The organism is Amycolatopsis sp. VS8301801F10 (assembly GCF_046195355.1).
Classification (GTDB): domain Bacteria; phylum Actinomycetota; class Actinomycetes; order Mycobacteriales; family Pseudonocardiaceae; genus Amycolatopsis.
Genome location: NZ_CP176065.1, coordinates 2467509 through 2492301, shown reverse-complemented (window position 1 = coordinate 2492301; position 24793 = coordinate 2467509). Strand labels below are relative to the sequence as shown.

Genomic DNA, 24793 nt, shown 5'->3' with positions numbered 1-24793 from the left:
TCAAGATTGACTAGCTGATCTTCTGGGAGGAGAGGGGATTTCATGATCACGGCACGCGGACTCGAGCGGCGGTTCCGCCGCAAGGGCCGAGCCGGCGGCGAGGTGCACGCGGTGAAGGGGGTCGACCTCGACGTCGAGGCGGGCGAGCTGGTCGGGTTCCTCGGCCCGAACGGCGCGGGCAAGACCACCACGCTGCGCATGCTCACCACCCTGCTGAAACCGACCGCGGGCACGGCGACCGTCGGCGGGCACGACCTGCTCACCGACGCGGCCGGGGTGCGCCGCAACATCGGGTACGTCGCCCAGGGCGGCGGCACCGCCCCCGAGGCGCGCGTGGACGAGGAGCTGGAGCTGCAGGGCAGGCTGTACCGGATGAGCAAGGCCGACGCGATCGCGCGCGGCAAGGTGCTCACCGAGCAGCTCGACCTGACCGGACTCGGCCAGCGGACCACCAAGACGCTGTCCGGGGGCCAGCGGCGCAGGCTCGACATCGCACTGGGGTTGATCCATTCGCCGGGACTCGTCTTCCTGGACGAGCCGTCCACCGGGCTCGACCCGCAGAGCCGGGCGAATCTGTGGGAGCACATCCGGCGGCTGCGCGCGGAGCAGGGCGTCACGATCTTCCTGACCACGCACTACCTCGACGAGGCGGACGCGCTGGCCGACCGGCTGATCGTGATCGACGATGGCCGGATCGTCGCCGAGGGCCATCCGGACGCGCTGAAAGCACAGGTGTCCGGCGACGGCGTGGCGATCGAGGTGGATCCCGAATTCGCCGCGGAGGCCGCGGACCTGGCCCGGCAGCTGCCCGGCGCGCAGGAGCTCGCGGTGTCCGAGGGGTCGATCCGGTTCCGGGTGCCGCGCGGCGACACCGCGATGCCGGAGCTGCTGCGCGCGCTCGACGCCAAGGACATCCCGGCCCGCTCGATGCAGGTCACGCGACCGACCTTGGACGACGTATTCCTTACCCTCACCGGCCGGTCGCTGCGCGAAGCCGAGCAGCCCGCGCCGGCCGGACCGGAGGTGTCCGATGCTGCGTGACACCTGGCTGATCTTCCGCCGCGACATGGCGGGAGCGCTGCGGAATCCGGCGTGGCTGCTGATCGGCCTCGCCCAGCCCCTGCTGTACCTGTTCTTCTTCGGCCCGCTGCTGGTCAAGTCGCTGGGTGCGCAGGGGATGTCCGAGGTCGACGGCTGGATGGTGCTGACCCCCGCGCTGATCGCGCAGCTGGCGCTGTTCGGCAGTTCGTTCGTGGGCTTCGGGCTGCTGGCCGAATTCCGGTCCGGCGTGGTCGAGAGGCTGCGCGTCACCCCGGTGCACCGGTCCGCGCTGCTGCTCGGGAAGGTGCTGGCGAACGCGTTGCAGGCGGTCGTGCAGGCGGTTCTGATCATCCTGCTCGCCTACCTGGTGTTCGACCTCAACGCGCCGATCGGCGGCGTGCTGCTGAGCCTGGCGATCGTCTTCCTGCTCTCGCTCACGCTGGCGTCGTGCTCCTACGCGCTGGCGCTCACGCTCAAGAGCGAGGAAGCGTTCCCGGCGCTGCTCAACGCGGTGCTCATGCCGTTGCTGCTGCTGTCCGGGATCCTCATCCCGATCACGTCCGGGCTGGCCCCGAAGTGGCTGTACACGATCTCGCAGATCAACCCGTTCCGGCACGTGGTCGACGTGGAGCGCAACAGCTTCCGCGGCGACTTCTCGATGGACGCGTTGTTCACCGGCGGCGTGGTCGTGCTGGTCATGGCCGTACTGGCGGTCTGGTGGGGAACCCGCACCTTCCAACGGGAAAACGCCTGATCAAACCCTATCGACACGCCGGGAAAGGTCACCCCGCTCCGGAATTCCGGACGTAGGGTGGCCTTTCACCCGTCGTGGGGCTTGTCAGGGGTGCGAGGTGGCGGAACCGGAGAGTGGGCGAGGGCTCACGCTCACTCATCGCGAGCAAGTGCTCGACTGGACGGCGGTGCGCGGCGCCGACGTGCGGTTCGCCTCGGTCACGATCAGTGAGAACGTCAACTGGAGCGACCCCGGCGCGGAACGGATGCTGGCCGCGGCCCAGCACGCGGGCATCCACACCGGGGCCCGGCACTACGCCCGCCCGGGCGCGGTGCACGACCAGGCCGAGCATTTCGTCCGGACGGCGAGCAGGCTCGGGGCGTTCGCGCCCGGATCGCTCGCCCCGGCGCTGGAGGTGGACGCGCAGAGCGTCGACGACCGGTTCGTGAAGGCGTGGATCAAGCACGTGCGGCACGCCGCGAAGATCCGCCGGGTGCTCGTGTACGCCGGGCACGACTGCTGGGCGCACCGGCTGCACCCGGACCGCTGGGCCGATTCCGACGTGGTGCTGTGGCTCGTGCGGCACAACGGCATTCCCGGCAGGCCCGGCTGGTTCCATGCGCGGCTCGGGCTGCACCAGCACGCCTTCGCACCGGACGTGCCGGGCGTCGACGGGCCGGTGGCGCAGGACGCGGTGGTGTATCCGTTCGCGCTGTCCGATGTGCTGCTCTGATCACCTTTTCCGCTGGTCACCGCCGGATTCCGGCACAATGGCGCGATGCGTTTCCAGCGGCTGCGGACCAACCTGTCACCTTCGCGGGTGCTCGTTCTGCTGTCCGCCTACGCCCGCGCGCACGGCCTGCCGGAACCGGCCGCGGTCTGCGGGGACTGGTTCGGTTCGCGGGCAGTGATCGCCCCGTTCGTGGCGGTGGCCCCGCAGCCGTTCCCGTCCGTTCTTCCGGCTTCGGGTCCGCCCGGCCGGGTCGGCGGCGGGTGGTTCGGATTCCTGGCTTACGACCAGGCGGATCCGTCCGGCCGCTCGACCGGGGTTCCGGCGTCGGCCTGGGGCTGGGCGGACCACGTGCTGCGCTGGGACGCGGCGGGAGTGTGCTGGTTCGAGTCGCTCGAAGGGGACGCCGACGCGCAGCTCGCCGTGGTGGAGCGGGCCCTGGCTGGGTCTGCCGGGTTGTCGTGGTCCGCTAGCGAGCTGGACCGGCCGTCCGGGCACGAACAGGCGGTGAAGGCATGCGTGCACGCGATCGAAGCGGGCGAGTTGTTCCAGGCGAACATCTGCTCGCGGTTCACCGGGACCTTCGAGGGATCGCCCGCCGCGCTGTTCGCCGAGGGGGTGCGGCGGCTGGCTCCGCGCCGGGCGGCTTACGTCACCGGTGACTGGGGTTCGGTGGTTTCGCTGTCGCCGGAGCTGTTCTTGGCCCGCCACGGCCGCCGGGTGCGGTCGTCGCCGATCAAAGGCACGCTGCCGCGTCGCGGTCCGGCGGACGACGGCAACGCGGCCCGGTTGCGGCGGTCGGCGAAGGACGTCGCGGAGAACGTGATGATCACCGACCTCGTGCGCAACGACCTCGGCCGGGTGTGCGAGGTCGGCAGTGTCGTGGTGCCGGAGCTGCTCGCGGTGCATCCGGCTCCCGGGGTGTGGCATCTCGCGTCCACTGTGGAGGGTGAGCTGGCGGACGGCGTGCCCGACGCCGGGCTGCTGGCGGCGACGTTCCCGCCGGGTTCGGTCACCGGCGCGCCGAAGATCCGGGCGCTGGACCTGATCGCCGAGCTGGAACCGGCCGCGCGCGGGGTGTACACCGGCGCGGTCGGGCTGGTGTCGCCGCTGGCCGGGCTGGAGATGAACGTGGCGATCCGGACGTTCGAGATCGCCGGGGACCGGATCGCGCTCGGGGTCGGCGGCGGGATCACCGCGGATTCGGACAGCGCCGCGGAATGGCAGGAGTGCCTGCACAAAGCCGCGCCGCTGGAAGACCTGCTGGCCAGCCCTCGTGAGCGTTAATCCCGGTTAGAACCGGGATTACCACTCACGAGACCTACTTGCGCGGGTCGAGCAGCAGCTTCCCGGTCGTGCCCCGCGATCGCAGCGCCTCGTGTGCCTTCCTCGCGTCTTCCAGCGCGTACTCGCCGCCCGCGATCGCGCGGAGCTTCCCGTCCCGCACCATCGAGAACAGCTCGCTGAGCGCGGTGCCGAACACGTTGCCCGGCAAGCGGAACACGTGCGGCAGCCACATCCCGGCCACGGTCGTGCTGTGGCCGAGCAGGTTGCGCAGCTCGATCGGCTTCGGCGAACGGCGGCCGGCCATCCCGTAGAACACCAGGCGGCCGAACGGGGCGAGCGCGGCGATGCTCTGGTCGGTCGTCGGGCCGCCGACCATGTCGAGGACGACGTCGACCCGCTTGCCGCCATTGGCTTCCCGGAGGACCTCGGTCATGTTCTCCGCCCGGGAATCGACCGCGACGTCCGCGCCGAGTTCGATCGCCAGCGCGCGCTTTTCCTCGCTGCTCGCGGTCGCGATGACGCGGCCCGCGCCCCACGCGTTCGCCAGCTGCACCGCGATCGACCCGACCCCGCCCGCCGCGGCGTGCACGACCACGGACTCGCCGGGTTCGAGATGCGCGTTCTTGCGCAGCATGATCCACGCGGTCGCGCCTTGGACCAGCATCGAGAGCGCGTGCAGGTCGTCCACGCCGTCGGGCACCGGGAACGTCATGGCCTCGTCGGCCGCGACGCGCTCGGCGTAACCGCCGCCGTCGTTGAGCAGCGCGACCACGCGCTTGCCGTCCGCGGTGCGCCCGACGACCTCGCCGCCCGGCACGAGCGGCAGCTTGCTCGGGGCGAGATACGAGTCTTCCGCCTGATGCGTGTCCGCGTAATTCAGCCCGACGCGGTCGACCTCGATCAGCACCTGCCCCGGCCCGGCCACCGGATCGGGCAGCTCGACCGGCTTCAGCACCTCGGGACCGCCGAACTCGGTCACCTGCACAGCACGCATCTTCGCGGCTCCTCTCGTCGTGAGACATTCTGGCATATGTCTCATCCATGGGACACTCTCTGCTAACGTCTCACCCATCGACACGCCACTGTCCACCCGCACCTCGCGACCCGACGCCGTCGCGGCGTTCCGCCACGCCCGCGCCCGGTTCCTCGCCGGAGACCGCGTCGACATGCGGGAGTTGGCCAGCGACCTCGGCGTCAGCCGCGCGACCCTGCACCGCTGGGTCGGCAGCCGCGACCACCTGCTGAGCGAAATCCTGTGGGCGGAAACGTCGGCGGTGCTGGATAACGTCAGTTATGCGGGCCGCGGCGGGGACGGCATCGCGGAGGCGATCGGGGCGTTCGTGCGGACGGTCAACGCGTCCGCACCGTTCCGCGCGTTCTTGCGCCGGGAACCGGAGCGCGCGCTGCGGTTGTTGACGACTAAGGCGAGCCTGGTGCAGTCGCGCACCATCGAGAAGGTGTGCGCGTTGCTGTCGGACGAGGTGGCGGCGGGGCGGCTGGAGTCTCCGCTGCCGGTGGCGGATCTGGCGTATCTGCTGGTGCGGGTCGGCGAGTCGTTCATCTATACCGACGCGATCACCGGGGACGAGCCGGACGCGGAAAAGGCTTTGGTGGCGGCGAAAATGTTGTTGCGCGGCCGGTAAGGTTCCTTGGTGACCCGCATTCAGTCCAGAATCCCCACAGCTCCGATCGAGCAGCTGGTGTGCCATCCGAATCTGCCTCTCGCAGCCGGGATCGAGCCGGACCGGCCCGCGGTGCACATCTACGACGCCTCGCGGAATCTGCGGGAAATTGGTGCCGTGGGGACGAATTCCGAGGAGTACGGCGAGGAATACCCCTGGAGCCGGAAGGTTCCCGTTCTGGCCTGGCATCCGGAACAACCGGAGCTGCTCGTGTCCGTCGGAAACGAGACCGTGCGCTGGAGCCCGGACGGCACTTCCGAGCTGAGCATCGGCGGCTACCGCTACCTGGCGTTCAGCCCCGACGGCCAGTCATTGTGGGCCTCGCCGGGCGAGCCCGAGGGGCCTTTCGGGATGTGCGTCAACTCAGACGTTATCGACCTCGGCACCGGGGCCAAGACTTCCGGCTGGCTCTGGGACACCGGAGTCGCCAGGCATCCGGCGGGCGGGCTGGTCGCCACGCTGCAGAGCGACCAAGGCGCGACCACGGTCTATTTCTCCCGTGAGGGCACGCGGTTCCGGGTTCTCGACCGAGCGCTCATTCTGGACGTCGACGGCTACCGGCTTCCGGTTTTCAGCTCCGCCGGGCGTTACCTGGCGGTCCGCGGCAACTCGTACGAAAACATGGTCGCGGTGTTCGAGTTCCCCTCGCTGTGCCGGGTCCTGACGACCTCGCTGGGCGGCTCGGTCCAAGGCTGGCCGCAGCACAACCTCGCCTTCGGTGCGCAGCTGTGGATCGGGACGCCGTCCGGATCGCTCATCGAGCTTGACGTCGAGCGCGGGCAAGCCGTGGAGCACGAACTGTTCGGCTCCGCGATTTCCGCGTTGGCGACCACCTCCACGGGAGACCTCCTGGTCGCCACTGGCGGCGAACTCGCGCTGGCGCCGGTCCCCACTGCAGCCGCGGATCCGGCGATCGTCGCCGACTTTCTTGCCAGCACCACGGAAATTCCCGACGACGCCGAGCCGCGCGACCACCTCGTGCAGACCGACGGCGTCCGCACCTGGCGGTCAGGCGATCTGGACGAGGTAACCGAAGCGACCCCGAGCGACCCGACCTGGCTGCAGCTGCAAGCCGTACTCAACGCCCGCAGGCGCTGACTCACTTCCGAGCCGCGAGCACCGCCGCGTAAAGCTCCTTCGTCGACACTCCCGCCGCCCCAGCCACCTCGGCCGCCACGGTCTTCAAGCGCTCCCCCGAGGCCACCCGCTCCGCTACCTCCGGCACCAGCTCCGACACCGATGCCTGCCGAGGCGCCGCGCCCTCCAGCACCACCGAGATCTCGCCGCGCACCCCCTCCGCCGCCCACTCCGCCAGCTCCGCGAGCGTGCCGCGTTTGACCTCTTCGTACGTCTTCGTCAGCTCCCGGCATACCGCGGCTCGCCGCGATCCGCCCAGCGCGGCGGCAGCGTCCGACAGCAGCGAAGCAATCCGGTGCGGCGATTCGAAGAACACGACAGTCCGGCGTTCGTTCACCAACTCCGCGAACCACTTCGTCCGCTCACCGGGTTTGCGCGGTGCGAAGCCCTCGAAGCAGAACCGGTCGCACGGCAAGCCGGACAACGCGAGCGCCGTCGTCACCGCCGAAGGTCCGGGAAGGCAGGTGATCGGCAGGTCCTCTTCGACGCAGGCGGCCACGAGACGGAAGCCCGGATCGGACACGCTCGGCATCCCGGCATCGGTCACCACCAGCACCGTCTCGCCGCCGTGCAGCGCCTCCAGCAGCTTCGGCAGCCGGGCGGTCTCGACGTCCTCGTAGAAACTGACCACCCGGCCGGCGGGCGACACGCCGAGCGCGGAAGCCAGCCCGCGCAGGCGCCGGGTGTCCTCGGCCGCGATCACGTCCGCCGAGCCCAGCGCCTCGATCAGCCGGGCGGACGCGTCGCCGGGGTCGCCCAGCGGGGTGGCGGCGAGGACGAGCCGTCCGGACGCAGAAGTCATGGCAGTCAGCCTAACCAGACGCCACCGGTGGATCAGGCCGTACTATCGGGCCCCGTGACCGCGCTGCTGACCCGTGCCGACGACGAGAGCGTGCGGCCGGACCCGGTCGACGCGCGCCGTCCTCCGACCGACCGCGAAGCCACCCTGCTCGGCCGGGCCATGCCCGCCGACCGGCTGCGCGGCTGGATCGTCACGATCGTGCTGACCGTGCTCGGCGGCGTCGTCCGGCTGCAGAATCTGGGCTTTCCCACTGACCACGACAGTCCCGTCTTCGACGAGAAGCACTACGTGCCCCAGGCCGCGCAGATGCTGCGCAACGGCGGGTACGAGGACAACGCCGGGTACGAGCTGATCGTGCACCCGCCGCTGGCCAAGGACTTCATCGCGCTCGGCGAGTGGCTCTTCGGCTACAACGGCTGGGGCTGGCGGTTCATGTCGGCGGTGGCCGGCACGCTGATCGTGCTGCTCACCGTGCGCATCGCGCGCCGGCTGACCCGCTCGACGCTGCTCGGCGGCATCGCGGGCGTCCTGGTGATCTGCGACGGCGTGCTGCACCTGCAGTCGCGGATGGGGATGCTCGACATCTTCATCGCGTTCTTCGTGCTCGCCGCGTTCGCCTGCGTGCTCTGCGACCGCGACCAGGTGCGGCAGCGGCTGGCCGTCGCGGTGCGCGAGGGATGGGTCAACGAATCGCAGTGGGGGCCGAAACTCGGCTTCCGCTGGTGGCGGTTCGCGGCCGGGCTGATGATCGGCCTGACCTTCGGCGTCAAATGGTCGGCGCTGTACTACATCGCGGCGTTCGGCCTGCTCACCGTGTTCTTCGACGTCGCGGCCCGGCGCGCGGCGGGCGTGCGGCGGCCGTGGGTCGGCACGATCCGGCGAGACGTCGCGCCCGCGCTGTGGGCGATCCTCGTCGTGCCGGTGCTGATGTACCTGGCGGCGTACTGGGCGTGGTTCGCCAGCGAGACCGCGACCGACCGGCACTACACCGAGATCAAGAACCTCGACCCGGGCATGTTCGGCTGGATCCCGCCCGCGCTGCGTTCGCTCGGCAGCTACACCGCGAACGTGCTGCATTTCCACGAAACCCTGGTGACCCCCAAGGACAATCCGCATCCGTGGGAGTCGAAGCCGTGGACGTGGCCGATGGGCCTGCGGCCGATGCTCTACTACTACGACGGCACCGTCACCGGCTGCGGCGAATCGCGCTGCCTCGGCGCGACGATGCTGATCGGCACGCCCGCGATGTGGTGGCTGGCCGTGCCGATGCTCGGCTGGGGCCTGTGGCGCTGGTTCTTCCGCGCGGACTGGCGCTACGCCGCCGTGCTGACCGGCTACTTCGCCGGCTACCTGCCCTGGTTCACCAACATCGACCGGCAGATGTACTTCTTCTACGCCACTCCGATGGCCCCGTTCCTGGTGCTCGGCCTGGTGCTGGCGCTCGGGCAAATCCTCGGCAGCGCTCAACGCGGCTTCGAACGCCGGGGCACCGGGCTGCTCGTCGTGTCGCTTTACGTCGGGCTGGTGGTGGCGAACTTCGCCTGGCTGTGGCCGATCCTCAACGGGGTCCCGATCACGAACGACCATTGGCAGGCGGAAATGTGGCTGCCTTCGTGGCGCTGAAGTAAGCGGAGTTTCTGCACGGAAAGGCGTCAGCCGACCTCGTTCGGAGGTTCCAGTGCGACCTCGGCCTGACGCTTGCCCAAGGCTTCCAGTTCGAGCGCGCGCTCGACCTTGGCCAACCGCTGTTTCATGGACTCGGACCGGGCGGCTTCCCGACCTCGCGCCCAGAATCGCTGAGACCAGGAACCCAGTACCGGAGGCTCCTCGACAGCGATCTCCAGATCGAACTCGCGGCGTGATCCTGTCCAGCGTCCACGTCATGACCGGCTCGGCGCGATCTGCGTGGCCGAACGCGCCACATCATCCAGGTGGAGGTCACGAACGACCATTGGCAGGCGGAAATGTGGCTGCCTTCGTGGCGCTGAAGTAAGCACCCGGCGGCACCCCGACCGCCCGGCGGAAGGCGGCGACGAACGCGCTGGCCGTCGTGTACCCGACCCGGTGCGCGACGGTCGTCATCGGCATTCCCCGCGCCAGCAACGGCAATGCCGCGCGCAGCCGGGCTTGCGTGCGCCAGGTGCCGAACGTCATCCGGCAGTCGCGGGCGAACGCGCGGGCCAGCGTCCGCTCGCTCGCGCCGACCTCCCGGCCCAGTTCGGCCAGGCTGCGCGAGTCGGCGGGGTCGGCGAGCACCGCGTCGGCGACGTCCTTCGCTCTCGGGTCGGTGGGCGCGGGCACGACGATCGGTGCCACGTCCATCGGCTCCAGGAGATCGAACGCGACCGCTTCGGCTCGGCGGCGGGCGTCGTCGCTGATGCCGTCCGAGGACAGGTGCTCCAGCAGTTCCCGCAGCAACGGCCGGACGAGGACGATGCGCGGGGACGGCCAGTCGACCGGGCACTGGTCCGGATGGGCGTAGATCCCGCGCAGCTCGGCGTTTCCGACCGCGCCGGTGCGATGCCGGACGCCGACCGGGATCCAGAGCGCGCGCGTCGACGGCAGCACCCATTGCGCGTCGCCGACCATCACCGCGGCGACCCCGCGCGCGGCCCAGACGAGCTGGTGCGCCGGGTGTTCGTGCCAGGGGAACCAGGCGCCGGCCGCGATCGGGAGGTCGCCGAGCAGCATCGCGCCGGTTTGACCGTACTGCGACATGAGTTGACAGCCTATCGCCTACCGGCCAGTGCGGCTCGTCCCTAGCGTCGGGGCCATGCCGATGAACCTGATGCACCGCAAGCTCTGCAGCTCGGAGAAGTGGGCCGCCATGGTGGCCGGAGTGCTGCCGGATTGGCTCGCCCGCTTCGACCTTGGCGACGACGTGCTGGAAATCGGGCCGGGCTTCGGAGCGACCACGCGGATCCTGGTCGACGCTTTGCCGCGGCTGACCGCGATCGAGATCGACCCCTCGTCAACCCGGCTGTTGCGGGAGAAATACGGCGACCGCGCGGACATCGTGGAGGGCAGCGGCGCGGAAATGCCCTTCGCCGACGACCGGTTCTCCGGGGTCGTGTGCTTCTCGATGCTGCACCACGTGCCGACCGATGCACTGCAGGACCGGATCTTCGCGGAGGCGTTCCGCGTGCTGCGGCCCGGCGGCACTTACTGCGGCGTGGACAGCCAGCTCAGCTTCGGATTCCGGTTGCTGCACATCGGGGACACGATGAACGTCCTCGACGCGAGCACGCTGCCCGGGCGGTTGGCGGCGGCGGGGTTTGAGCAGGTGCGGGTGGAATGCGAGCCGAAGAGGCGGCTGGAGTTTTCCGCGGTGAAACCGTCGTGAGTGCTGATCCCGGTTAGAACCGTGATCAGCACTCACGAGGCTCAACGCGGAGAGCGGCGCGGCACGATCTGGGTGACCGGCCCGTCCAGCGCCTTGCCCTGCCGGCTCAGCCAGCCGTCGACCTCGCGGCGCACCGAGTTCAGCGTCGGACGCCGGCGCGGCTCCGGGTCCAGCGACGCCGCCAGGATCCGCGCGTGCACCGAACGCTGCGGCAGGTGCGTGACCGGATCGGCGCGCGCCGCGGCCATCAGCGCGGCCATCGGCGTCTCGCGGGTGCCGCGCGGCGGCTGGCCGGACAGCGCGTAGCTGACCGTGGCGGCGAGCTGCCAGGCGTCCGACGCCGGGCTCGCCGGGGAGCCCATCGCCTGTTCCGGCGCGACGAAATCGGGCGTGCCGATCATCATCCCGGTGGCGGTCATCTTGGAATCGCCCTGGCTGCGGGCGATGCCGAAGTCGATCAGGTGCGCGATGCCCGCCGGGTCGAGGATGACGTTGGACGGCTTCACGTCGCGGTGCAGCACGCCCCGCTCATGCGCCGCGACCAGCGCGCCCGCCATCGTCGACCACAGCCGTCCGGCGGCGACGTCGTCGATCGGGCCCTGCGCGTCGACCACCTCGGCGAGCGGGCGGCCCTGCAGGTACTCCATGACGAGCGCGAGTCCGTCCGGCTCCTCGACCAGGTCGTACACGCGGACGCAGTTGGGGTGGTTCACCACGGCCAGCGCCCGCGCCTCGCGCTGCATGCGCTCCTCGGTGTCGCGGTCGGGCGCGTGCGCGATCTTGAGCGCGACGGTGCGGTTGAGCTGCGTGTCGACGGCTTCCCAGACCGTGCCGAACCCGCCGTGCCCGAGCTGGCGGACGCGCCGGTACCGGCTGCCGCCCGCGTTGCGCGAACCGGGCGGAGGCGGGATCGCGCCGGGCGCGGCGGCCAGCATCCCGGCGGGCGGCGGCTCCGGAGCGGACGCCAGCGCGGTGGCCGGGTACTGCTTGTTCTGCGGCGGAGGAGGCGGCGGCAGCTGCTCGCGGCGGGACGGCGGCGGCACCGCGGGCGGTTCGTCGCGGCGCGGCTCCGGCCGGTTGATCACCGACCACGGCGGCGGGCCGACCAGCGCGACCGGGATCAGCCCCAGGACGCTGAACGGCAGGAACCCGAGCCAGAAGTGCACGGCGGTGTTGGCCGACATGCCCGCGGTCGCGACCGCCATGACCACGAAGGGAATCCAGAAGAACCGCGACGGCCACTTCGGCCCGCGCCGGAAGGCGGTGCGCGCCTGCAGCATCACGAACAGCAGCGAACCGACCGGCAGCACGGTGAAGGCCAGCAGGTACAGCGCGTAGGACAGCTTGAGGCCGCGCGGGTAGAAGAGCGTCTCGAAGACGTTCGACCCGCCGCCGAGGTAGGTCTTCTGCACGCCGACGAACGAGCAGTAGTTCGTGCTCAGCGAGGACGCCTCGGAGGCGGACAGCCCGCTCGCGCTGCCCGCGTTGGCCGCGCGGAAGGTTTCCGAGATGCCCGAGGCCATCAGCCACGGCAGCACCAGCACGCTGACCACGCCGATGAGCCCGAACACGGTGAGCGTGGTCGTGTCGTACCGGTTGCCGGTCCCCTTGCGGACGATCGCCACGATCAGCGCCCCGGCCGCCGGGAAGAGCGCGACGAGCGCACCCGCTGTGGTCGTCGCCCACACCCAGTCGCCGGGACAGAAGCCCGGGCCGAACAAGGTGTGCGCGAGCGAGAGCAGCGCGCTCGCGATTCCGCTCACCGGCTGGTTCCCCTCACTGTCAGTGTTGTCCTCGTGCCGCTGCGCGGCCGATCCCCACGGTCCAGCTTAGGACGCACACGGCCTCCGCGGGGTTGCCGGGTCGGGGCCGGATCGTGATCCACTGCATCGATCTCGCCCGACCTCGCTGACCTGCGTTCCGCGGAGGGAAAGGCCATCATGAGGGCAGATTCGGCCGTCTGACGTCAAAGGAGACCTCGTGGGCGCGTACACCGAGACGTATCGGCGCAGTCTGGACGACCCGGAGCACTTCTGGCTCGAAGCGGCCCGGGCGATCGACTGGACGAGGCGGCCCACTCGCGCGCTCGACTCGTCCGCCGCGCCGTTCTACCGCTGGTATCCCGACGGCGAGCTGAACACCTCCTACAACGCGCTCGACCGGCACGCCGACGGCGGCCGCGGCGCGCAGGACGCGCTGATCTGGGATTCGCCGGTCACCGGCCGCAAACGCCGCTACACCTACGCCGAGCTGCGGGACGAGGTCGCGACCTTCGCCGGCGCGCTCTCGGCGCTCGGGGTGACCCGCGGCGATCGCGTGATCCTTTACCTGCCGATGATCCCGCAGGCGGTCATCGCGATGCTCGCCTGCGCGCGGATCGGCGCGGTGCACTCGGTGGTGTTCGGCGGGTTCGCGCCGAAGGAGCTGGCCGCGCGGATCGAGGACGCCAAGCCGAAGCTGATCCTGGCCGCGTCCTGCGGGATCGAGCCGACGCGGATCGTCGAGTACAAGCCGATCATCGACGCCGCCCTCGAGACCACCGAGCACCAGCCGGAGCACGTCGTGGTGTTCCAGCGCGAGCAGGCGCGCGCGAAGTTGTCCGGCTCCGACCTCGACTGGAACGAACTCGTCGCCGACGCGGACCCGGTGGATCCGGTTCCGGTGAAGGCGACCGACCCGCTGTACATCCTCTACACGTCCGGCACCACCGGGCGGCCGAAGGGCGTGGTCCGCGACGCGGGCGGGCACGCGGTCGCACTGGCGTGGTCGATGGGCGCGCTGTACGACGTCCATGCCGGGGACGTGTGGTGGACGGCTTCCGACGTCGGCTGGGTCGTCGGGCATTCGTACATCGTCTACGCGCCGCTGCTGGTCGGGGCCACAACGGTGCTGTACGAGGGAAAACCCGTCGGAACACCCGACGCCGGGGCGTTCTGGCGGGTCATCTCCGAGCACGGCGTGCAGGCGCTGTTCACCGCGCCGACGGCGTTGCGCGCGGTGAAGAAGGTGGACCCGGACGCGGACGAACTCAAGAAGTACGACCTGTCCCGGTTCCGCACCCTGTTCCTGGCGGGCGAGCGGCTCGACCCGGAGACCTATCACTGGGCGCACGACATCCTCGGCACGCCGGTCGTCGACCACTGGTGGCAGACCGAAACCGGCTGGCCGATCGCGGCCAACCCGCGCGGGCTCGAACCGATGCCGGTCAAACCCGGGTCGGCGACGAAACCGGTGCCCGGCTGGGATGTGCGCATCCTCGACCAAGCGGGCGAGGAACTGCCCGCCGGACGCGAGGGTGCGATCACGCTGAAACTTCCGCTGCCGCCGGGTTCGCTGCCGACGCTGTGGGGCGACGACGAGCGCTACCGCGAGGCGTACCTGTCGCGCTACCCCGGCTACTACCTGACCGGCGACTCGGGCTACCTCGACGAGGACGGCTACCTGTTCGTCATGGGCCGCACCGACGACGTGATCAACGTGGCCGGACACCGGCTGTCGACCGGTTCGATGGAGGCCGTGCTGGCGTCGCATCCGGCGGTCGCGGAATGCGCGGTGATCGGGGTCGCGGACCAGCTGAAGGGCCAGGTGCCGCGCGGGTTCGTGGTGCTGAAGTCCGGAGTGGACCTGCCCGAGGACCAGCTGCGGGACGAGCTGGTCGCGCTGGTTCGCCGGGACATCGGGCCGGTGGCGGCGTTCCGGGACGTCTCCGTGGTCGCCGCTTTGCCGAAGACGCGTTCGGGGAAGATCCTCCGCAAGACGATGCGCGGGATCGCGGACGGGCGCGACGAGGCGGTTCCGTCGACGATCGAGGACCCGGCGGTGCTCGACGCGCTGCGGGCGATCCTGCGGCCCTGAGCATCCCGGCGAACGGGACATCGGGGGACAGCCGACCCTTTCGGGCGTTGTCAGCGCCCCGGTAGTGGTCTATACCTCTTGAGGTCCGCCTTCTCCGCGACGCGACCGGAGGTATGCCGTGAGGAAGACCCTGTCCAGGGCCGTGCTTGGGGTGACCGTGCTCGGGCTCGCCGCGGTGGGAGTGCCCGGGCCGGCCGCGGCGAGTCCCGCGCCCAGCGAACGGCAGGTCACCGACCTCGTTCCGGCGCCGGTGCACGCCGTGGCGAAGGCGGACGCCACCTTCCGGCTCACGCCGCTGACGGTGATCCGCGCCGGCCACGGCACCGGCGAGGTCGCCTCCTACCTGCGCGGCCTGCTGCGGCCCGCGACCGGCTTCCCGCTGCCGGTCGTCCCGATGAGCCCGGGACTGTCCGCGATCTCGCTCGACCTCGGCCAAGCCGACCCGCGCGTCGGCGACGAGGGATACCAGCTCGACGTCACGAAGAACGGCGTCCGGCTGCGCGCCAACACTTCCGCCGGCCTGTTCACGGGCGTCCAGTCGCTGCGGCAGCTGCTGCCGTCGGCGATCGAGGCGAAGACCGTGCAGCACCGCACGTGGACCATCGCGGGCGGCAGCGTCCTCGACTACCCGCGCTTCGCCCACCGCGGCGCGATGCTCGACGTCGCCCGGCATTTCTTCACGCCCGCGCAGGTGAAGAAGTACATCGACCAGATCGTCCAGTACAAGGTCAACACGCTGCACCTGCACCTCAGCGACGACCAGGGCTGGCGCATCGAGATCAAGAGCTGGCCGAGGCTGGCCACCGAGGGCGGCAAGACCGCGGCCTACGGCGACCCGGGCGGGTACTACACGCAGGAGCAGTACCGCGACATCGTCGCCTACGCCGCGAGCCGGCACGTGACGGTCGTGCCGGAGATCGACATGCCCGGGCACACGAACGCGGCGCAATCGGTGTACGCGGAGCTGAACTGCGACGGGGTTGCCGTTCCGCCGCGCACCGACATCGAGGTCGGCTACAGCTCGCTGTGCATCGATTCGCCTACGACGTACCGATTCGTGGACGACGTGATCCGCGAACTCGCCGCGATCACGCCCGGCAAGTACATCGCGATCGGTGGCGACGAAGCGCATTCGACGTCCGCGGAGGACTACAAGGCCTTCTACGAGAAGGTGACCCCGATGGTCGCCAAGTACGGCAAGCTGGTCACTGGCTGGCACGAGATCGCGAAGACGCCGTTGCCGGCATCAGCCGTGCCGCAGTACTGGGACCAGGGCGGCCCGAACCCGGACCTGGCGGCCGCGGCCGCACGCGGGAACAAGTTCGTCATGTCGCCCGCGAACCACGCCTACCTCGACATGAAGTACACGGAATCGACGAAACTGGGCCAGGATTGGGCCGGTCTGGTCGAGGTCCGCGACGCCTACGAATGGGACCCGGCGGCGCTCGTTCCCGGTGTCGGCGAGAAGTCCGTGGCCGGGGTCGAAGCTCCACTGTGGACGGAAACCATCCGGACCAGCGACGACATCGAGTACATGGCCTTCCCGCGCCTGCCCGGCGTCGCGGAAATCGGCTGGTCGCCGCGAGCGTCCCGGACCTGGGACGGCTACCGCGCCCGAATCGCCAAGCAAGCGCCGCGCTGGGAGGCACAGGGGATCGACTTCTACCGCTCACCGCAGGTCGACTGGAAGTAACCCCTTCGCCCGGTCCACTTTGGACTTGATCCCGTCGCGATAGCTCTCCGGCAAGGCTTCCGTCGACAGCACCCGCTCAGCCAGCTCCAGCATCCGCCGCAGTTCGGGCGCCTGCGCGTAATTCGCGGACGCGACGAGAAACGTCTCCGCGACGGTCGGCCCCTCGGCCCGCTCCACGAGGTCGAGCGTCCCGGCCGTCGGGACCGTGCCCGGCCGCAGCACGCGCAGGTACCAGCCGCACCGCTGAGTGCTGATCATCGCGGGAACGACGTCCTTGCGACCGGTCCGCATCGCGAGCTTGAAACACGGATGCCGCGGCTGGGCGACCTGCACGAGCGCGTCGCCCCAGGCCCAGATGTCGCCGATCCGCACGTCGCTCTCGAGCGCGCCGTACACGGAGAGGTTTTCGCCGAAGTCGCCGTGCGCCACGGAGTAGCCTTCCGCGGTCCACACCGGATAGTGCTCGATCGGGTAGACGTAGACGGCTTTGTCCGGACCGCCGTGCACCGAAAGGTCGGCCTGGCGGTCACCGGCGAGGTTGAGTTCGGACAGCTTGAGCTCCGGCGCGTCGACCCGGGTCTTGCGAATGGCACTCAGAACGGGCTTGTCCCGCTGGTGGCCGAGGACGGTCGGTTCGCCCACGTAGACGTCTTTCAGCGACAGCATGGGATGAACCTAGCAAGTGACTCTGACTATTTGGACGGCTCGGGGAAGCCGGAGGTACGGCTCCGCACGTAGACCGTCTCCTCGGTGCCGGGTTTCACGAACGCCAAGAAGGTCGCGTGGGACGGGGTCTCAAGGTGGGTGTAGAGGTCGGCCTTCGCCTTGGGATCGTAAGTCCAGCCGAACTGCCGCATCTCGTCCGCGTCGAACGGCGGCCGCGGCTCGTCATACGGCGGCTGAGGATCGCTGACCGGCCACGTGCGGGTCGGCTTCGCCGGGTCATCGCCGTACCGTTTCAGGAAATCGTCCACACAGGACTTCGGCGCGACGAACGCGAAGGCCAGCCGTTCGGTGAGCCGAGGCTGGACGTCGAAGTGGAAATCCTTGACCGGACAGGACGGCAGCGTCATCTGGAACCTGGCCGAAGCTTCTTCCCAGCTGACGCCGCCCTCACTGCCCGGGTACGCTCGCGGGTCCGGCGGGCCGCTGCATCCAGCCACCAGTGCTGCGGCACCGAGCGCGGCAACCACCGCGGACAGCCTCGAACCCATCGGTTTCCCTCCGCCGTCGGCATGGCCCGCGCCGACAACCGACGGTGCCCCGGTGAGCAGGAAACACCCACTGGGGCACCGCGATCAACCGCTTTACCCGTTCAGCTCAGCCGACTCCTCGTCGCTGAACAACCGGGACCGGATCAGAAACCGCACCCCCTCCGGTGCCTCCAGCGAGAACCCGCTCCCCCGCCCCGGCACCACGTCGATCGTCAGGTGCGTGTGCTTCCAATACTCGAACTGCGGCCCGGACATCCACACCGGCACCGCGTCGATTCCGGCCACCGTCAGGTCGCCCAGGTGCACGTCGCGGGAACCGACCCGGAATTCGCCGGTCGGGTAGCACATCGGGGCGCTGCCGTCGCAGCATCCGCCGGACTGGTGGAACATCACCGGTCCGTGGACGGACACCAGCCGCCGCAGCAGGTCGGCGGCGGCTGGCGTCAGTGCGACCCGTTCGCCCATCAGAAGAAGCCCAGCGCCTGGTCGGAGTAGGAGACCAGCATGTTCTTCGTCTGCTGGTAGTGGTCCAGCATCATCTTGTGGTTCTCGCGGCCGATTCCGGACGCCTTGTAGCCGCCGAAGGCCGCGTGCGCCGGGTAGGCGTGGTAGTTGTTCACCCACACCCGGCCGGCCTGGATGTCGCGGCCCGCGCGGTAGGCGGTGTTGCCGTCGCGCGACCAGACGCCGGCGCCGAGGCCGTACAGGGTGTCGTTGGCGATCTTGAGCGCGTCGTCGTAGTCGTCGAACTTCGCCACCGACACCACCGGGCCGAAGATCTCCTCCTGGAAGATGCGCATCTTGTTGTCGCCCTCGAAGACCGTCGGCTGCACGTAGTAGCCGCCGGACAAGTCGCCGCCGAGGTCGGACTGCTCGCCGCCGGTGAGCACCTTCGCGCCCTCCTGCTTGCCGATGTCGATGTAGGACAGGATTTTCTCGAGCTGGTCGTTCGAGGCCTGCGCGCCGATCATGGTCTCGGTGTCGAGCGGGTTGCCCTGCTTGATCTTCTTCACGCGCTCGACCGCGTCGCCGAGGAACCGGTCGTAGATGCCGGACTGGATCAGCGCGCGCGACGGGCAGGTGCAGACCTCGCCCTGGTTCAGCGCGAAGAGCGCGAAACCCTCCTGCGCCTTGTCGTAGAACGCGTCGTTGGCCGCGGCGACGTCGTCGAAGAAGATGTTCGGGCTCTTGCCGCCCAGTTCGACGGTGACCGGGATGATGTTTTCGCTGGCGTACTGGAGAATCAGCCGTCCGGTGGTGGTCTCGCCGGTGAACGCGACCTTGCGCACGCGGTTGCTCGACGCGAGCGGTTTGCCCGCCTCGACACCGAAGCCGTTGACGACGTTCAGCACGCCCGGCGGGATCAGGTCGCCGATGATCGACAGCAGCAGGTGGATCGACGCCGGGGTCTGCTCGGCGGGCTTGAGCACGATCGCGTTGCCCGCGGCCAGCGCGGGGGCGAGTTTCCAGACCGCCATCAGCAGCGGGAAGTTCCACGGGATGATCTGGCCGACGACGCCGAGCGGCTCGTGGAAGTGGTAGGCGACAGTGTTGTCGTCGATCTGCGAAATGCCGCCCTCCTGGGCGCGCAGCGCGCCGGCGAAGTAGCGGAAGTGGTCGATCGCGAGCGGGATGTCCGCGGCGAGGGTCTCGCGGACCGGTTTGCCGTTCTCCCAGGACTCGGCGACCGCGATCTTCTCGAGGTTCTGCTCCATCCGGTCGGCGATCTTGAGCAGGATGTTCGCGCGCTCCTCGGGCGAGGTGCGGCCCCACGCGGGCGCGGCGCCCTCGGCCGCGTCGAGCGCCCGGTCGATGTCGGCCGCCGTGCCGCGGGCGATCTCGGTGAAGGTCTTCCCGGTCACCGGCGTCGGGTTCTCGAAGTACTGCCCGCCGGCCGGCGCGACGTATTCGCCGCCGATGTAGTGGTCGTAGCGGGTCTCGTAGTCGACGACGGAGCCGTCGGTGTTCGGTGCGGCGTATACGGCCATCTTGCCCTGCCTCGTTGCTGGTCGGTGACGGTCGGCGGCGACCGTAGGCCGGGCAACGTTGCGCCGACGTTGCAGCCTTGTGACCAGGGTCTCTACTCTCGTGCACGTGGCAGAGCCGCCCGAACCCGACCTGCTGCGCGATCCGGAGTCGTACGCGCAGCTGCTCCGGCATGTCCGCGAGGCCGTGCTGTCCGGGGCCACCGCGCCGCGTTCGCCGCGCTCGGTGGTGTCGGCGTCGTGGGAGCGCTCGCTGGCCGCCCACGTCGACCCGGACGCCGGCGAGGCCCCGCTGATCTGCGAGCCGGACGAGCTCACCGAACTGCGCGCGGAACATCCGCTGGCCCCGGTGCTGCCGTTGTTGCGCGAGATGCTGGTGAGCATCGCCGACGACGCCGAGCACATGATGATCGTGACCGACGCGAACGGGCTCATCCTGTGGCGCGAGGGCGCGACCGGCGTGCTGCTGCGCGCGGACCGGGTCGCGCTCACCGAGGGCACGCGGTGGAGCGAAGAGGCGATCGGCACGAACGCGATGGGCACGACGCTCGCGACCGGGAAGCCGGTGCAGATCTACTCCGCCGAACACCTCGTGCGCCGCTACCACACGTGGACCTGCGCGGCGGCCCCCGTGCGCGACCCGGACACCGGTGCGCTGCTGGGTTCGATCGACGTCAGCGGTCCGCTTCGGACGGTGCATCCGGCGATGTTGTCGCTGGTCACCGCCACCGCACAGCTCGCCGAGGGACGGCTGCGGGCCCAGCTGGCGGTCCGCGACGAGAAGCTGCGGCGGGCGAACATGCCGCACCTGGCGGCACTGCGCGGCCGCCCCGGCGCGCTCCTTTCAGCGGGCGGCCGGGTGCTGGCCGCCGAAGCGTGCACCCTTCCGTCCACTGTGGAGGTACGCAAGGGCGGCGGCACCGTGACGCTGCCGGACGGCCGGATCGCCACCGTCGACCCGCTCGACGAGGGCTACCTGCTGCGGATCGCCACGTCCGGCTCCGCACCCCGGCGGCGGTTGTCCCTCGAATACCTCACCGACGGTCCCGGATCGACCACAGTGGACGGTCGAGACGTGCCGTTCACCTTGCGGCACGCCGAATTGCTGACCCTGCTTGCACTGCAGCCGCGCGGTTTGTCGGCGGAGAAGCTGGCGTTGCAGCTGTATGGCGAGTCCGGCAACCCGGTGACCGTGCGCGCCGAGATCCACCGACTGCGCACCCAGCTCGGCACCGGGGTGTTGCAGACGCGTCCGTACCGCCTCGCCGCCATCGTGGACGCGGATTTCCTGCGCACCAAGGCCGCCCTGCGAGCCGGAGACGCCGCCGCGGCGGTCCGCTCGTTCCAGGGTCCGCTGCTCGCGGAGTCGGAATCGCCCGCGATCCTGGAGGAACGGGAGTCGATCAGCGCGCAGGTCCGGCAGCTGGCGTTGAACAGCCGGGACGCGGATACGTTGTGGGCTTTCTGGGAAACCTCCTGCGGTGCCGACGATGTGGCGATTCTGGACGCGTTGTGCGAGGTACTCTCGCCTTCGGACCCACGATTGGCGGCGGTACGCACGCACCGGGCCCGGCTGGGCTGATTCTTACCGTGCCACAGCGGTCTCCCGGATCGCCTCGTCCACCGGAGCCGGGTAGTTCAGCTCCAGATACAACTCCCGCAGCAACAACTCGTCCATGTGCTGCACCGTCAGCCCCGGCTGTTTCCCGCTCAGCCCGTTGAGGAATCCGCCGAGCTTGAACGCGCCGCGCACCAGCCAGGACGGCATCGGCCGCACTCGGCGCGGTCGTCCTGCTGCTGCCGCCAGCCGGGCGAACATGTCCGTCCACTGCAGGTTTTCCTCCGCCACCGGGATGTCCGCGCCCGAAGCCTGCTCCAGCGCATCCACCGTCGCGACGCCGACCCCGCGCGCACTCGTCGCCGCAGTCCCGCCGGGTGGCGCGAAGAGCGGCGAGTCAGAACGGACCCACTTCACGATCGGCACCGACCACTGTGGCACCCGATCCTCCGCGACGCCAAAGACAAACGGCACCTCGATCACCGCCACCGGCAACCCGGGCCCCGCCGTTTCGCGCGCGACGCGGGCCTGCTCCAGCCGGCTACGCACGTACGGATGCTTCGCGGCCAACCCCCACTCAGGGTGTACGCGGTCGAAGTACGTGTAGTACGACCCAAGCACCGCCGCGCGCGTACAGCCTGCTTCGCGCGCCGCGCGCAACAACGCGGCGACAGGTGCGACGTTGCCCGCGCGCAGCCGAGGCTCCACCGGTCCACGTCCGACCGCACGGTCGTCCATGCCACCCGCGAAGACGACACCGTCGTGTCCCTCGAGCGCTTCGCGCAGTTCGGCGTGCGAAGCCGTCGAGACGTCGAGCATCCGGTCGACTCCCGCACGTGCGGTACGCGCGACCGCCGTGGCCTCGTGCCCGCGGTTCCGCAGCTCGTCGAGCACGTGCTGGCCCAGCAGACCGCTGCCGCCCACCACCAAGATCTTCATCGGTCCCATCCATTCGGGCTTGTCGTCAGCCGCACTGCATCAGGCAGCGGGCCGCGTCGAACCGGCCTGCCCGCAGATCGTCGGTCCGGATCAGCCAGTACAACATCCCGGCGTCACCCCACCTCATGTCGGTTTCTTCGGCACTGTCGAACTGGGCGAGCAGCACCCAGCGGGCCGCTTCTTCCTTGAGCCGCGGATCGTCCCATCCGTCCTCCAGCACCGCCGCCGCGACCTCGTTCTCCACCGCACCCTGGACCGGCGCGGCGAGGCCGCCGACCTGATGGCGTGGCGAGCCCTGGTTGATTTCCCAAGTCATCTCGCCGAACACATCGGTGCCGGACCGCCAAGGACCAAGGACATCCTTGACCGCTTCGGCCAAGGACGCTCCGCTCGCGACCGTGGTGCGGTCCAGCAGGAGGTGCTCCCGCTCCGGGGCGGTGGCCGCGATCTCCGCGAAAACGTCCCGGCGCGGGTACGGCTCAAGACCGGACGGGGGCGTTCGTTCGGCGACCGGGGTGCCCGCTGGTACGAAGAGCACTCGATAGCCGTCGGCATCCCGGCGCAAGTGGTCTTCGTCGTCCGCGGAGGCGAAGCGTCCGTCGAAGCAGAAGAACAACAGCGTGCCCGCCTCCGGCAGCGGGATGGTCACGAACTCGCGCGGCAGCGTCGCGCAGTCCACCGCCGCGACGAACGTGAGCGGTCCTCGGTCCGCCCACACCGGCCATTCCTTCGCTTCCGGCAGCGCCGGATTACCGCCGAGCTGCCCGACGCGCGGACCCGTGCCCTGGGAAACGAGCCGGATCCCGGGTTGGAACAGCTCGATCCATTTCGCCGCCGCCTCAGCGGGCAGCCGGTCCTGTGCAAGAGTGCTGAGTCGATCTCTCCATGCCGTCACGCTGCCATGGTGGCGCAGGGCACCGACAAAAACGCCCGTGCGGCACCGTCACCTGTTCGGGTCTTTCTCCCAGACCGACACGTCTTTGGTGCTGTCCGCGGTGAATTCCGAGCGGTTCCAGTCCGCCCAGCGGTATTTCAGGCTCATCCCGGCGATGCGCGCCATGAGGTCCAGCTCGGCCGGCCAGGCGTACCGGAAGGGAATCCGGCGGAATCGCCCGGTCCCGTCCGGCGACACGGTGACGTGGTTCGACGTGAACCGCTGCGTGACCACGTCGTACTGGTCGAACCCGACGTAGCCGCCGCCGGGCTCCACCGCGAACGGGACGGTGTCCTGCCCCGGAGGAAGGCGTCGCAGGTCCGGCACGCCCAGCTCGACGAGGAACAACCCGCCCGGCCGCAGATGCGCGGCCGCGTTGCGGAAGACGTCGACCTGCCCCTCCTGCGTGGTCACGTTGCTGATCGTGTTGAACACCAGATAGACCAAGGAAAACTGCCCGGCCAGCCGAGTCGTCGTCATGTCGCCGAGCACGACTTCCACCGCGTCGCCGCCCGGCTTGCCGGCGATCCGCGCCGCCATCGCCCGGCTCAGCTCGATGCCGCTCACCGGCACCCCGCGAGCGGCCAGCGGCGCGGCGATCCGCCCGGTTCCGACGGCGAACTCGAGCACCGGGCCGTCGGCCAGGTCTTCGAGGACGTCCACCGCGGGCGTCACGATCTCGGGCGCGTTCGCACCGCCTGGGTCGTCGTAGCCCGCGGCCACGCTCTCCGGGAACCAGCCGTCCGCCGGGTCGTCTCCCGCGTTCGCCGAACCGGTCATGGTGGCCGACGCTACACCCGCGGCCATGCGCTCAGCATCCTGTTTTCGCCGCCGACGAGCACCTCGGCCAGCGCGGTTGTCCCGTGCGCCTAGCTGCACTTCGCCAAGCTCCAGGGATCCTTCGCCAGATAGTAGCCATGGCTATAGTTTCCATTTACAGTATCTACATGGAACCAACGCTGGGGTATCTCGTCTGGCGGCTGTCGATGAAATGGCGGTCCTCCGTCGACCGGGCGCTGGCCCCGCTGGGCCTGACGCACGCGCAGTACGTGGTGCTGGCGTCCCTCAGCGGTTTGTCGGCGCGCGGCCCGGAGCCGAGTCAGCGCCAGCTCGCGGACCACACCGGCCTGGAGCCGATCTACGTCTCGAAACTGGCCAGGGCACTGGAGAACGCGAAACTCATCGAGCGGCCGGTGCATCCGGACGATCCGCGGGCCGTCCGGCTCGTGCTGACCGACCGCGGCCGGAAGACCGTCGCCGAGGCCATCGCGATCGTGCAACCGCTCATGGCCGAGCAGACCGCCGGCATCGGCGGGCCGAAAGGCAAGCAGGCCAAGGAGTTCCGGGAAACCCTGCTCGCCCTCCTTGGCGAAAACCCCTCACGGTAAGGAATCAGCAATGACCGCGTTCAACGCTCGTACCGTCGTGATCGCCGCCGCCGCTTTGACCGCGCGGCGGGACACCATCCTCGGCCAGGCAGGGCTCAGTTTCGCGGAGTCGCTCGCCCTGCGGGCCGTCGCGGCCGGATCGGCGACGCCGGAGGAAGTGGCGGCCGCCGTCGTGACGCCCAACGTGATCGACGAAGCGCAGGTGTCGGCGGCGCTGGAAAAGCTCGCCGCGGCCGGGCTGATCGACAGATCGATCTCCGCGACGACGAAGGGCGAAGCACTCAACGCCCAGCTCAACGCCGCCAACGCGCGTTCGTCCGCCCTGTTGCTCGACGGGATCGACGAGCGGGACCTGGCCGTCGTGACGCGAGTGCTCGAGCTGATCACCGAGCGTTCGGCGACGCCCGTGGCGCTGTAGGCGAATTCCCCTTGTCCCGCCGTGTGGAGGAAGGCGTCGGCGACCGGGCATAAG

General features: G+C 69.9%; 24 protein-coding genes. 13 read left to right on the top strand and 11 right to left on the bottom strand.

Translation table 11 applies throughout. From position 1 onward, the window contains the following. The first annotated feature begins 42 nt into the window (after positions 1 to 42). The 4 genes from F9C11_RS12145 to F9C11_RS12130 all read left to right on the top strand — a co-directional run bounded on the left by F9C11_RS12145 (position 43) and on the right by F9C11_RS12130 (position 3791). A complete protein-coding gene (locus F9C11_RS12145) occupies positions 43 to 1041 on the top strand; it encodes an ATP-binding cassette domain-containing protein (RefSeq protein WP_409184960.1) in 999 nt (332 codons plus the stop codon). Continuing rightward, on the top strand, positions 1031 to 1795 hold the full coding sequence (locus F9C11_RS12140; RefSeq protein WP_409184959.1) for an ABC transporter permease: 765 nt from the start codon (positions 1031 to 1033) through the stop codon (positions 1793 to 1795). Before F9C11_RS12145 ends, F9C11_RS12140 begins: the two co-directional genes overlap by 11 nt. Before the next feature lie 97 nt (positions 1796 to 1892). Beyond that, entirely contained in the window at positions 1893 to 2507 is a 615-nt protein-coding gene (locus F9C11_RS12135; RefSeq protein WP_409184958.1) for a glycoside hydrolase family 25 protein, read from the top strand. Positions 2508 to 2552: 45 nt separating this feature from the next. Beyond that, complete coding sequence (locus tag F9C11_RS12130; RefSeq protein WP_409184957.1) at positions 2553 to 3791, top strand: aminodeoxychorismate synthase component I; 1239 nt, start codon at positions 2553 to 2555, stop codon at positions 3789 to 3791. Between the two features lie 34 nt (positions 3792 to 3825). Here the strand turns inward: F9C11_RS12130 and F9C11_RS12125 are convergent, their stop codons facing one another. Then, positions 3826 to 4785 carry a zinc-binding alcohol dehydrogenase family protein gene (locus F9C11_RS12125; RefSeq protein WP_409184956.1) on the bottom strand — a complete coding sequence of 320 codons (960 nt, stop codon included), beginning with the start codon at positions 4783 to 4785 and terminating at the stop codon, positions 3826 to 3828. 172 nt (positions 4786 to 4957) lie between these two features. Here F9C11_RS12125 and F9C11_RS12120 point away from each other — a divergent pair, with 172 nt between their 5' ends. Together F9C11_RS12120 and F9C11_RS12115 are read left to right on the top strand one after the other, a co-directional pair. Next, a complete protein-coding gene (locus tag F9C11_RS12120; protein ID WP_409184955.1) occupies positions 4958 to 5434 on the top strand; it encodes a QsdR family transcriptional regulator in 477 nt (158 codons plus the stop codon). Positions 5435 to 5443: 9 nt separating this feature from the next. Further along, positions 5444 to 6571, top strand: coding sequence for a hypothetical protein (locus F9C11_RS12115; protein WP_409184954.1), 1128 nt, complete (start codon positions 5444 to 5446; stop codon positions 6569 to 6571). A 1-nt stretch (position 6572) separates the two neighbouring features. Here the strand turns inward: F9C11_RS12115 and rsmI are convergent, their stop codons facing one another. Then, complete coding sequence (gene rsmI / locus F9C11_RS12110; protein ID WP_409184953.1) at positions 6573 to 7412, bottom strand: 16S rRNA (cytidine(1402)-2'-O)-methyltransferase; 840 nt, start codon at positions 7410 to 7412, stop codon at positions 6573 to 6575. A 54-nt stretch (positions 7413 to 7466) separates the two neighbouring features. On the opposite strand from rsmI, the gene F9C11_RS12105 reads away from it, so the two are divergent. Then, positions 7467 to 9035 carry a dolichyl-phosphate-mannose--protein mannosyltransferase gene (locus F9C11_RS12105; RefSeq protein ID WP_409184952.1) on the top strand — a complete coding sequence of 523 codons (1569 nt, stop codon included), beginning with the start codon at positions 7467 to 7469 and terminating at the stop codon, positions 9033 to 9035. Between the two features lie 315 nt (positions 9036 to 9350). Here the strand turns inward: F9C11_RS12105 and F9C11_RS12100 are convergent, their stop codons facing one another. Beyond that, complete coding sequence (locus F9C11_RS12100) at positions 9351 to 10130, bottom strand: AraC family transcriptional regulator (RefSeq protein ID WP_409184951.1); 780 nt, start codon at positions 10128 to 10130, stop codon at positions 9351 to 9353. A 55-nt stretch (positions 10131 to 10185) separates the two neighbouring features. Between F9C11_RS12100 and F9C11_RS12095 the strand changes: the two genes are divergently transcribed. After that, entirely contained in the window at positions 10186 to 10755 is a 570-nt protein-coding gene (locus tag F9C11_RS12095) for a class I SAM-dependent methyltransferase (RefSeq protein ID WP_409184950.1), read from the top strand. 41 nt (positions 10756 to 10796) lie between these two features. Here the strand turns inward: F9C11_RS12095 and F9C11_RS12090 are convergent, their stop codons facing one another. Then, entirely contained in the window at positions 10797 to 12518 is a 1722-nt protein-coding gene (locus F9C11_RS12090) for a serine/threonine-protein kinase (protein WP_409184949.1), read from the bottom strand. Between the two features lie 217 nt (positions 12519 to 12735). Here F9C11_RS12090 and F9C11_RS12085 point away from each other — a divergent pair, with 217 nt between their 5' ends. Together F9C11_RS12085 and F9C11_RS12080 are read left to right on the top strand one after the other, a co-directional pair. After that, positions 12736 to 14610, top strand: coding sequence for a propionyl-CoA synthetase (locus F9C11_RS12085; RefSeq protein ID WP_409184948.1), 1875 nt, complete (start codon positions 12736 to 12738; stop codon positions 14608 to 14610). Positions 14611 to 14728: 118 nt separating this feature from the next. After that, a complete protein-coding gene (locus F9C11_RS12080) occupies positions 14729 to 16303 on the top strand; it encodes a beta-N-acetylhexosaminidase (protein WP_409184947.1) in 1575 nt (524 codons plus the stop codon). On the opposite strand, the gene F9C11_RS12075 is transcribed toward F9C11_RS12080, so the two are convergent. The 4 genes from F9C11_RS12075 to adh all read right to left on the bottom strand — a co-directional run bounded on the left by F9C11_RS12075 (position 16280) and on the right by adh (position 19505). Beyond that, on the bottom strand, positions 16280 to 16969 hold the full coding sequence (locus F9C11_RS12075) for an MOSC domain-containing protein (RefSeq protein WP_409184946.1): 690 nt from the start codon (positions 16967 to 16969) through the stop codon (positions 16280 to 16282). The two genes, F9C11_RS12080 and F9C11_RS12075, sit on opposite strands and share 24 nt — an antisense overlap. 26 nt (positions 16970 to 16995) lie before the next feature. Further along, on the bottom strand, positions 16996 to 17517 hold the full coding sequence (locus F9C11_RS12070) for a hypothetical protein (protein WP_409184945.1): 522 nt from the start codon (positions 17515 to 17517) through the stop codon (positions 16996 to 16998). 93 nt (positions 17518 to 17610) lie between these two features. Continuing rightward, a complete protein-coding gene (locus F9C11_RS12065; protein WP_409184944.1) occupies positions 17611 to 17982 on the bottom strand; it encodes a DUF779 domain-containing protein in 372 nt (123 codons plus the stop codon). Further along, on the bottom strand, positions 17982 to 19505 hold the full coding sequence (adh, locus tag F9C11_RS12060; RefSeq protein ID WP_409184943.1) for an aldehyde dehydrogenase: 1524 nt from the start codon (positions 19503 to 19505) through the stop codon (positions 17982 to 17984). Before adh ends, F9C11_RS12065 begins: the two co-directional genes overlap by 1 nt. Positions 19506 to 19605: 100 nt before the next feature. On the opposite strand from adh, the gene F9C11_RS12055 reads away from it, so the two are divergent. Continuing rightward, positions 19606 to 21084 carry a GAF domain-containing protein gene (locus tag F9C11_RS12055; protein WP_409184942.1) on the top strand — a complete coding sequence of 493 codons (1479 nt, stop codon included), beginning with the start codon at positions 19606 to 19608 and terminating at the stop codon, positions 21082 to 21084. A 3-nt stretch (positions 21085 to 21087) separates the two neighbouring features. Here F9C11_RS12055 and F9C11_RS12050 read toward each other — a convergent pair whose 3' ends face one another. Genes F9C11_RS12050 through F9C11_RS12040 form a run of 3 tightly spaced genes read right to left on the bottom strand, consistent with a single transcriptional unit; the run spans position 21088 to position 23713 of the window. Then, positions 21088 to 21999 carry an NAD-dependent epimerase/dehydratase family protein gene (locus F9C11_RS12050; RefSeq protein ID WP_409184941.1) on the bottom strand — a complete coding sequence of 304 codons (912 nt, stop codon included), beginning with the start codon at positions 21997 to 21999 and terminating at the stop codon, positions 21088 to 21090. A gap of 25 nt (positions 22000 to 22024) precedes the next feature. Next, a complete protein-coding gene (locus tag F9C11_RS12045) occupies positions 22025 to 22894 on the bottom strand; it encodes a YwqG family protein (protein ID WP_409184940.1) in 870 nt (289 codons plus the stop codon). 48 nt (positions 22895 to 22942) lie between these two features. Beyond that, positions 22943 to 23713 carry a class I SAM-dependent DNA methyltransferase gene (locus tag F9C11_RS12040; protein ID WP_409186884.1) on the bottom strand — a complete coding sequence of 257 codons (771 nt, stop codon included), beginning with the start codon at positions 23711 to 23713 and terminating at the stop codon, positions 22943 to 22945. 167 nt (positions 23714 to 23880) lie between these two features. Here F9C11_RS12040 and F9C11_RS12035 point away from each other — a divergent pair, with 167 nt between their 5' ends. Next, a complete protein-coding gene (locus F9C11_RS12035) occupies positions 23881 to 24321 on the top strand; it encodes a MarR family winged helix-turn-helix transcriptional regulator (protein WP_409184939.1) in 441 nt (146 codons plus the stop codon). A 10-nt stretch (positions 24322 to 24331) separates the two neighbouring features. Then, entirely contained in the window at positions 24332 to 24739 is a 408-nt protein-coding gene (locus F9C11_RS12030) for a hypothetical protein (RefSeq protein WP_409184938.1), read from the top strand. Positions 24740 to 24793: the final 54 nt, after the last annotated feature.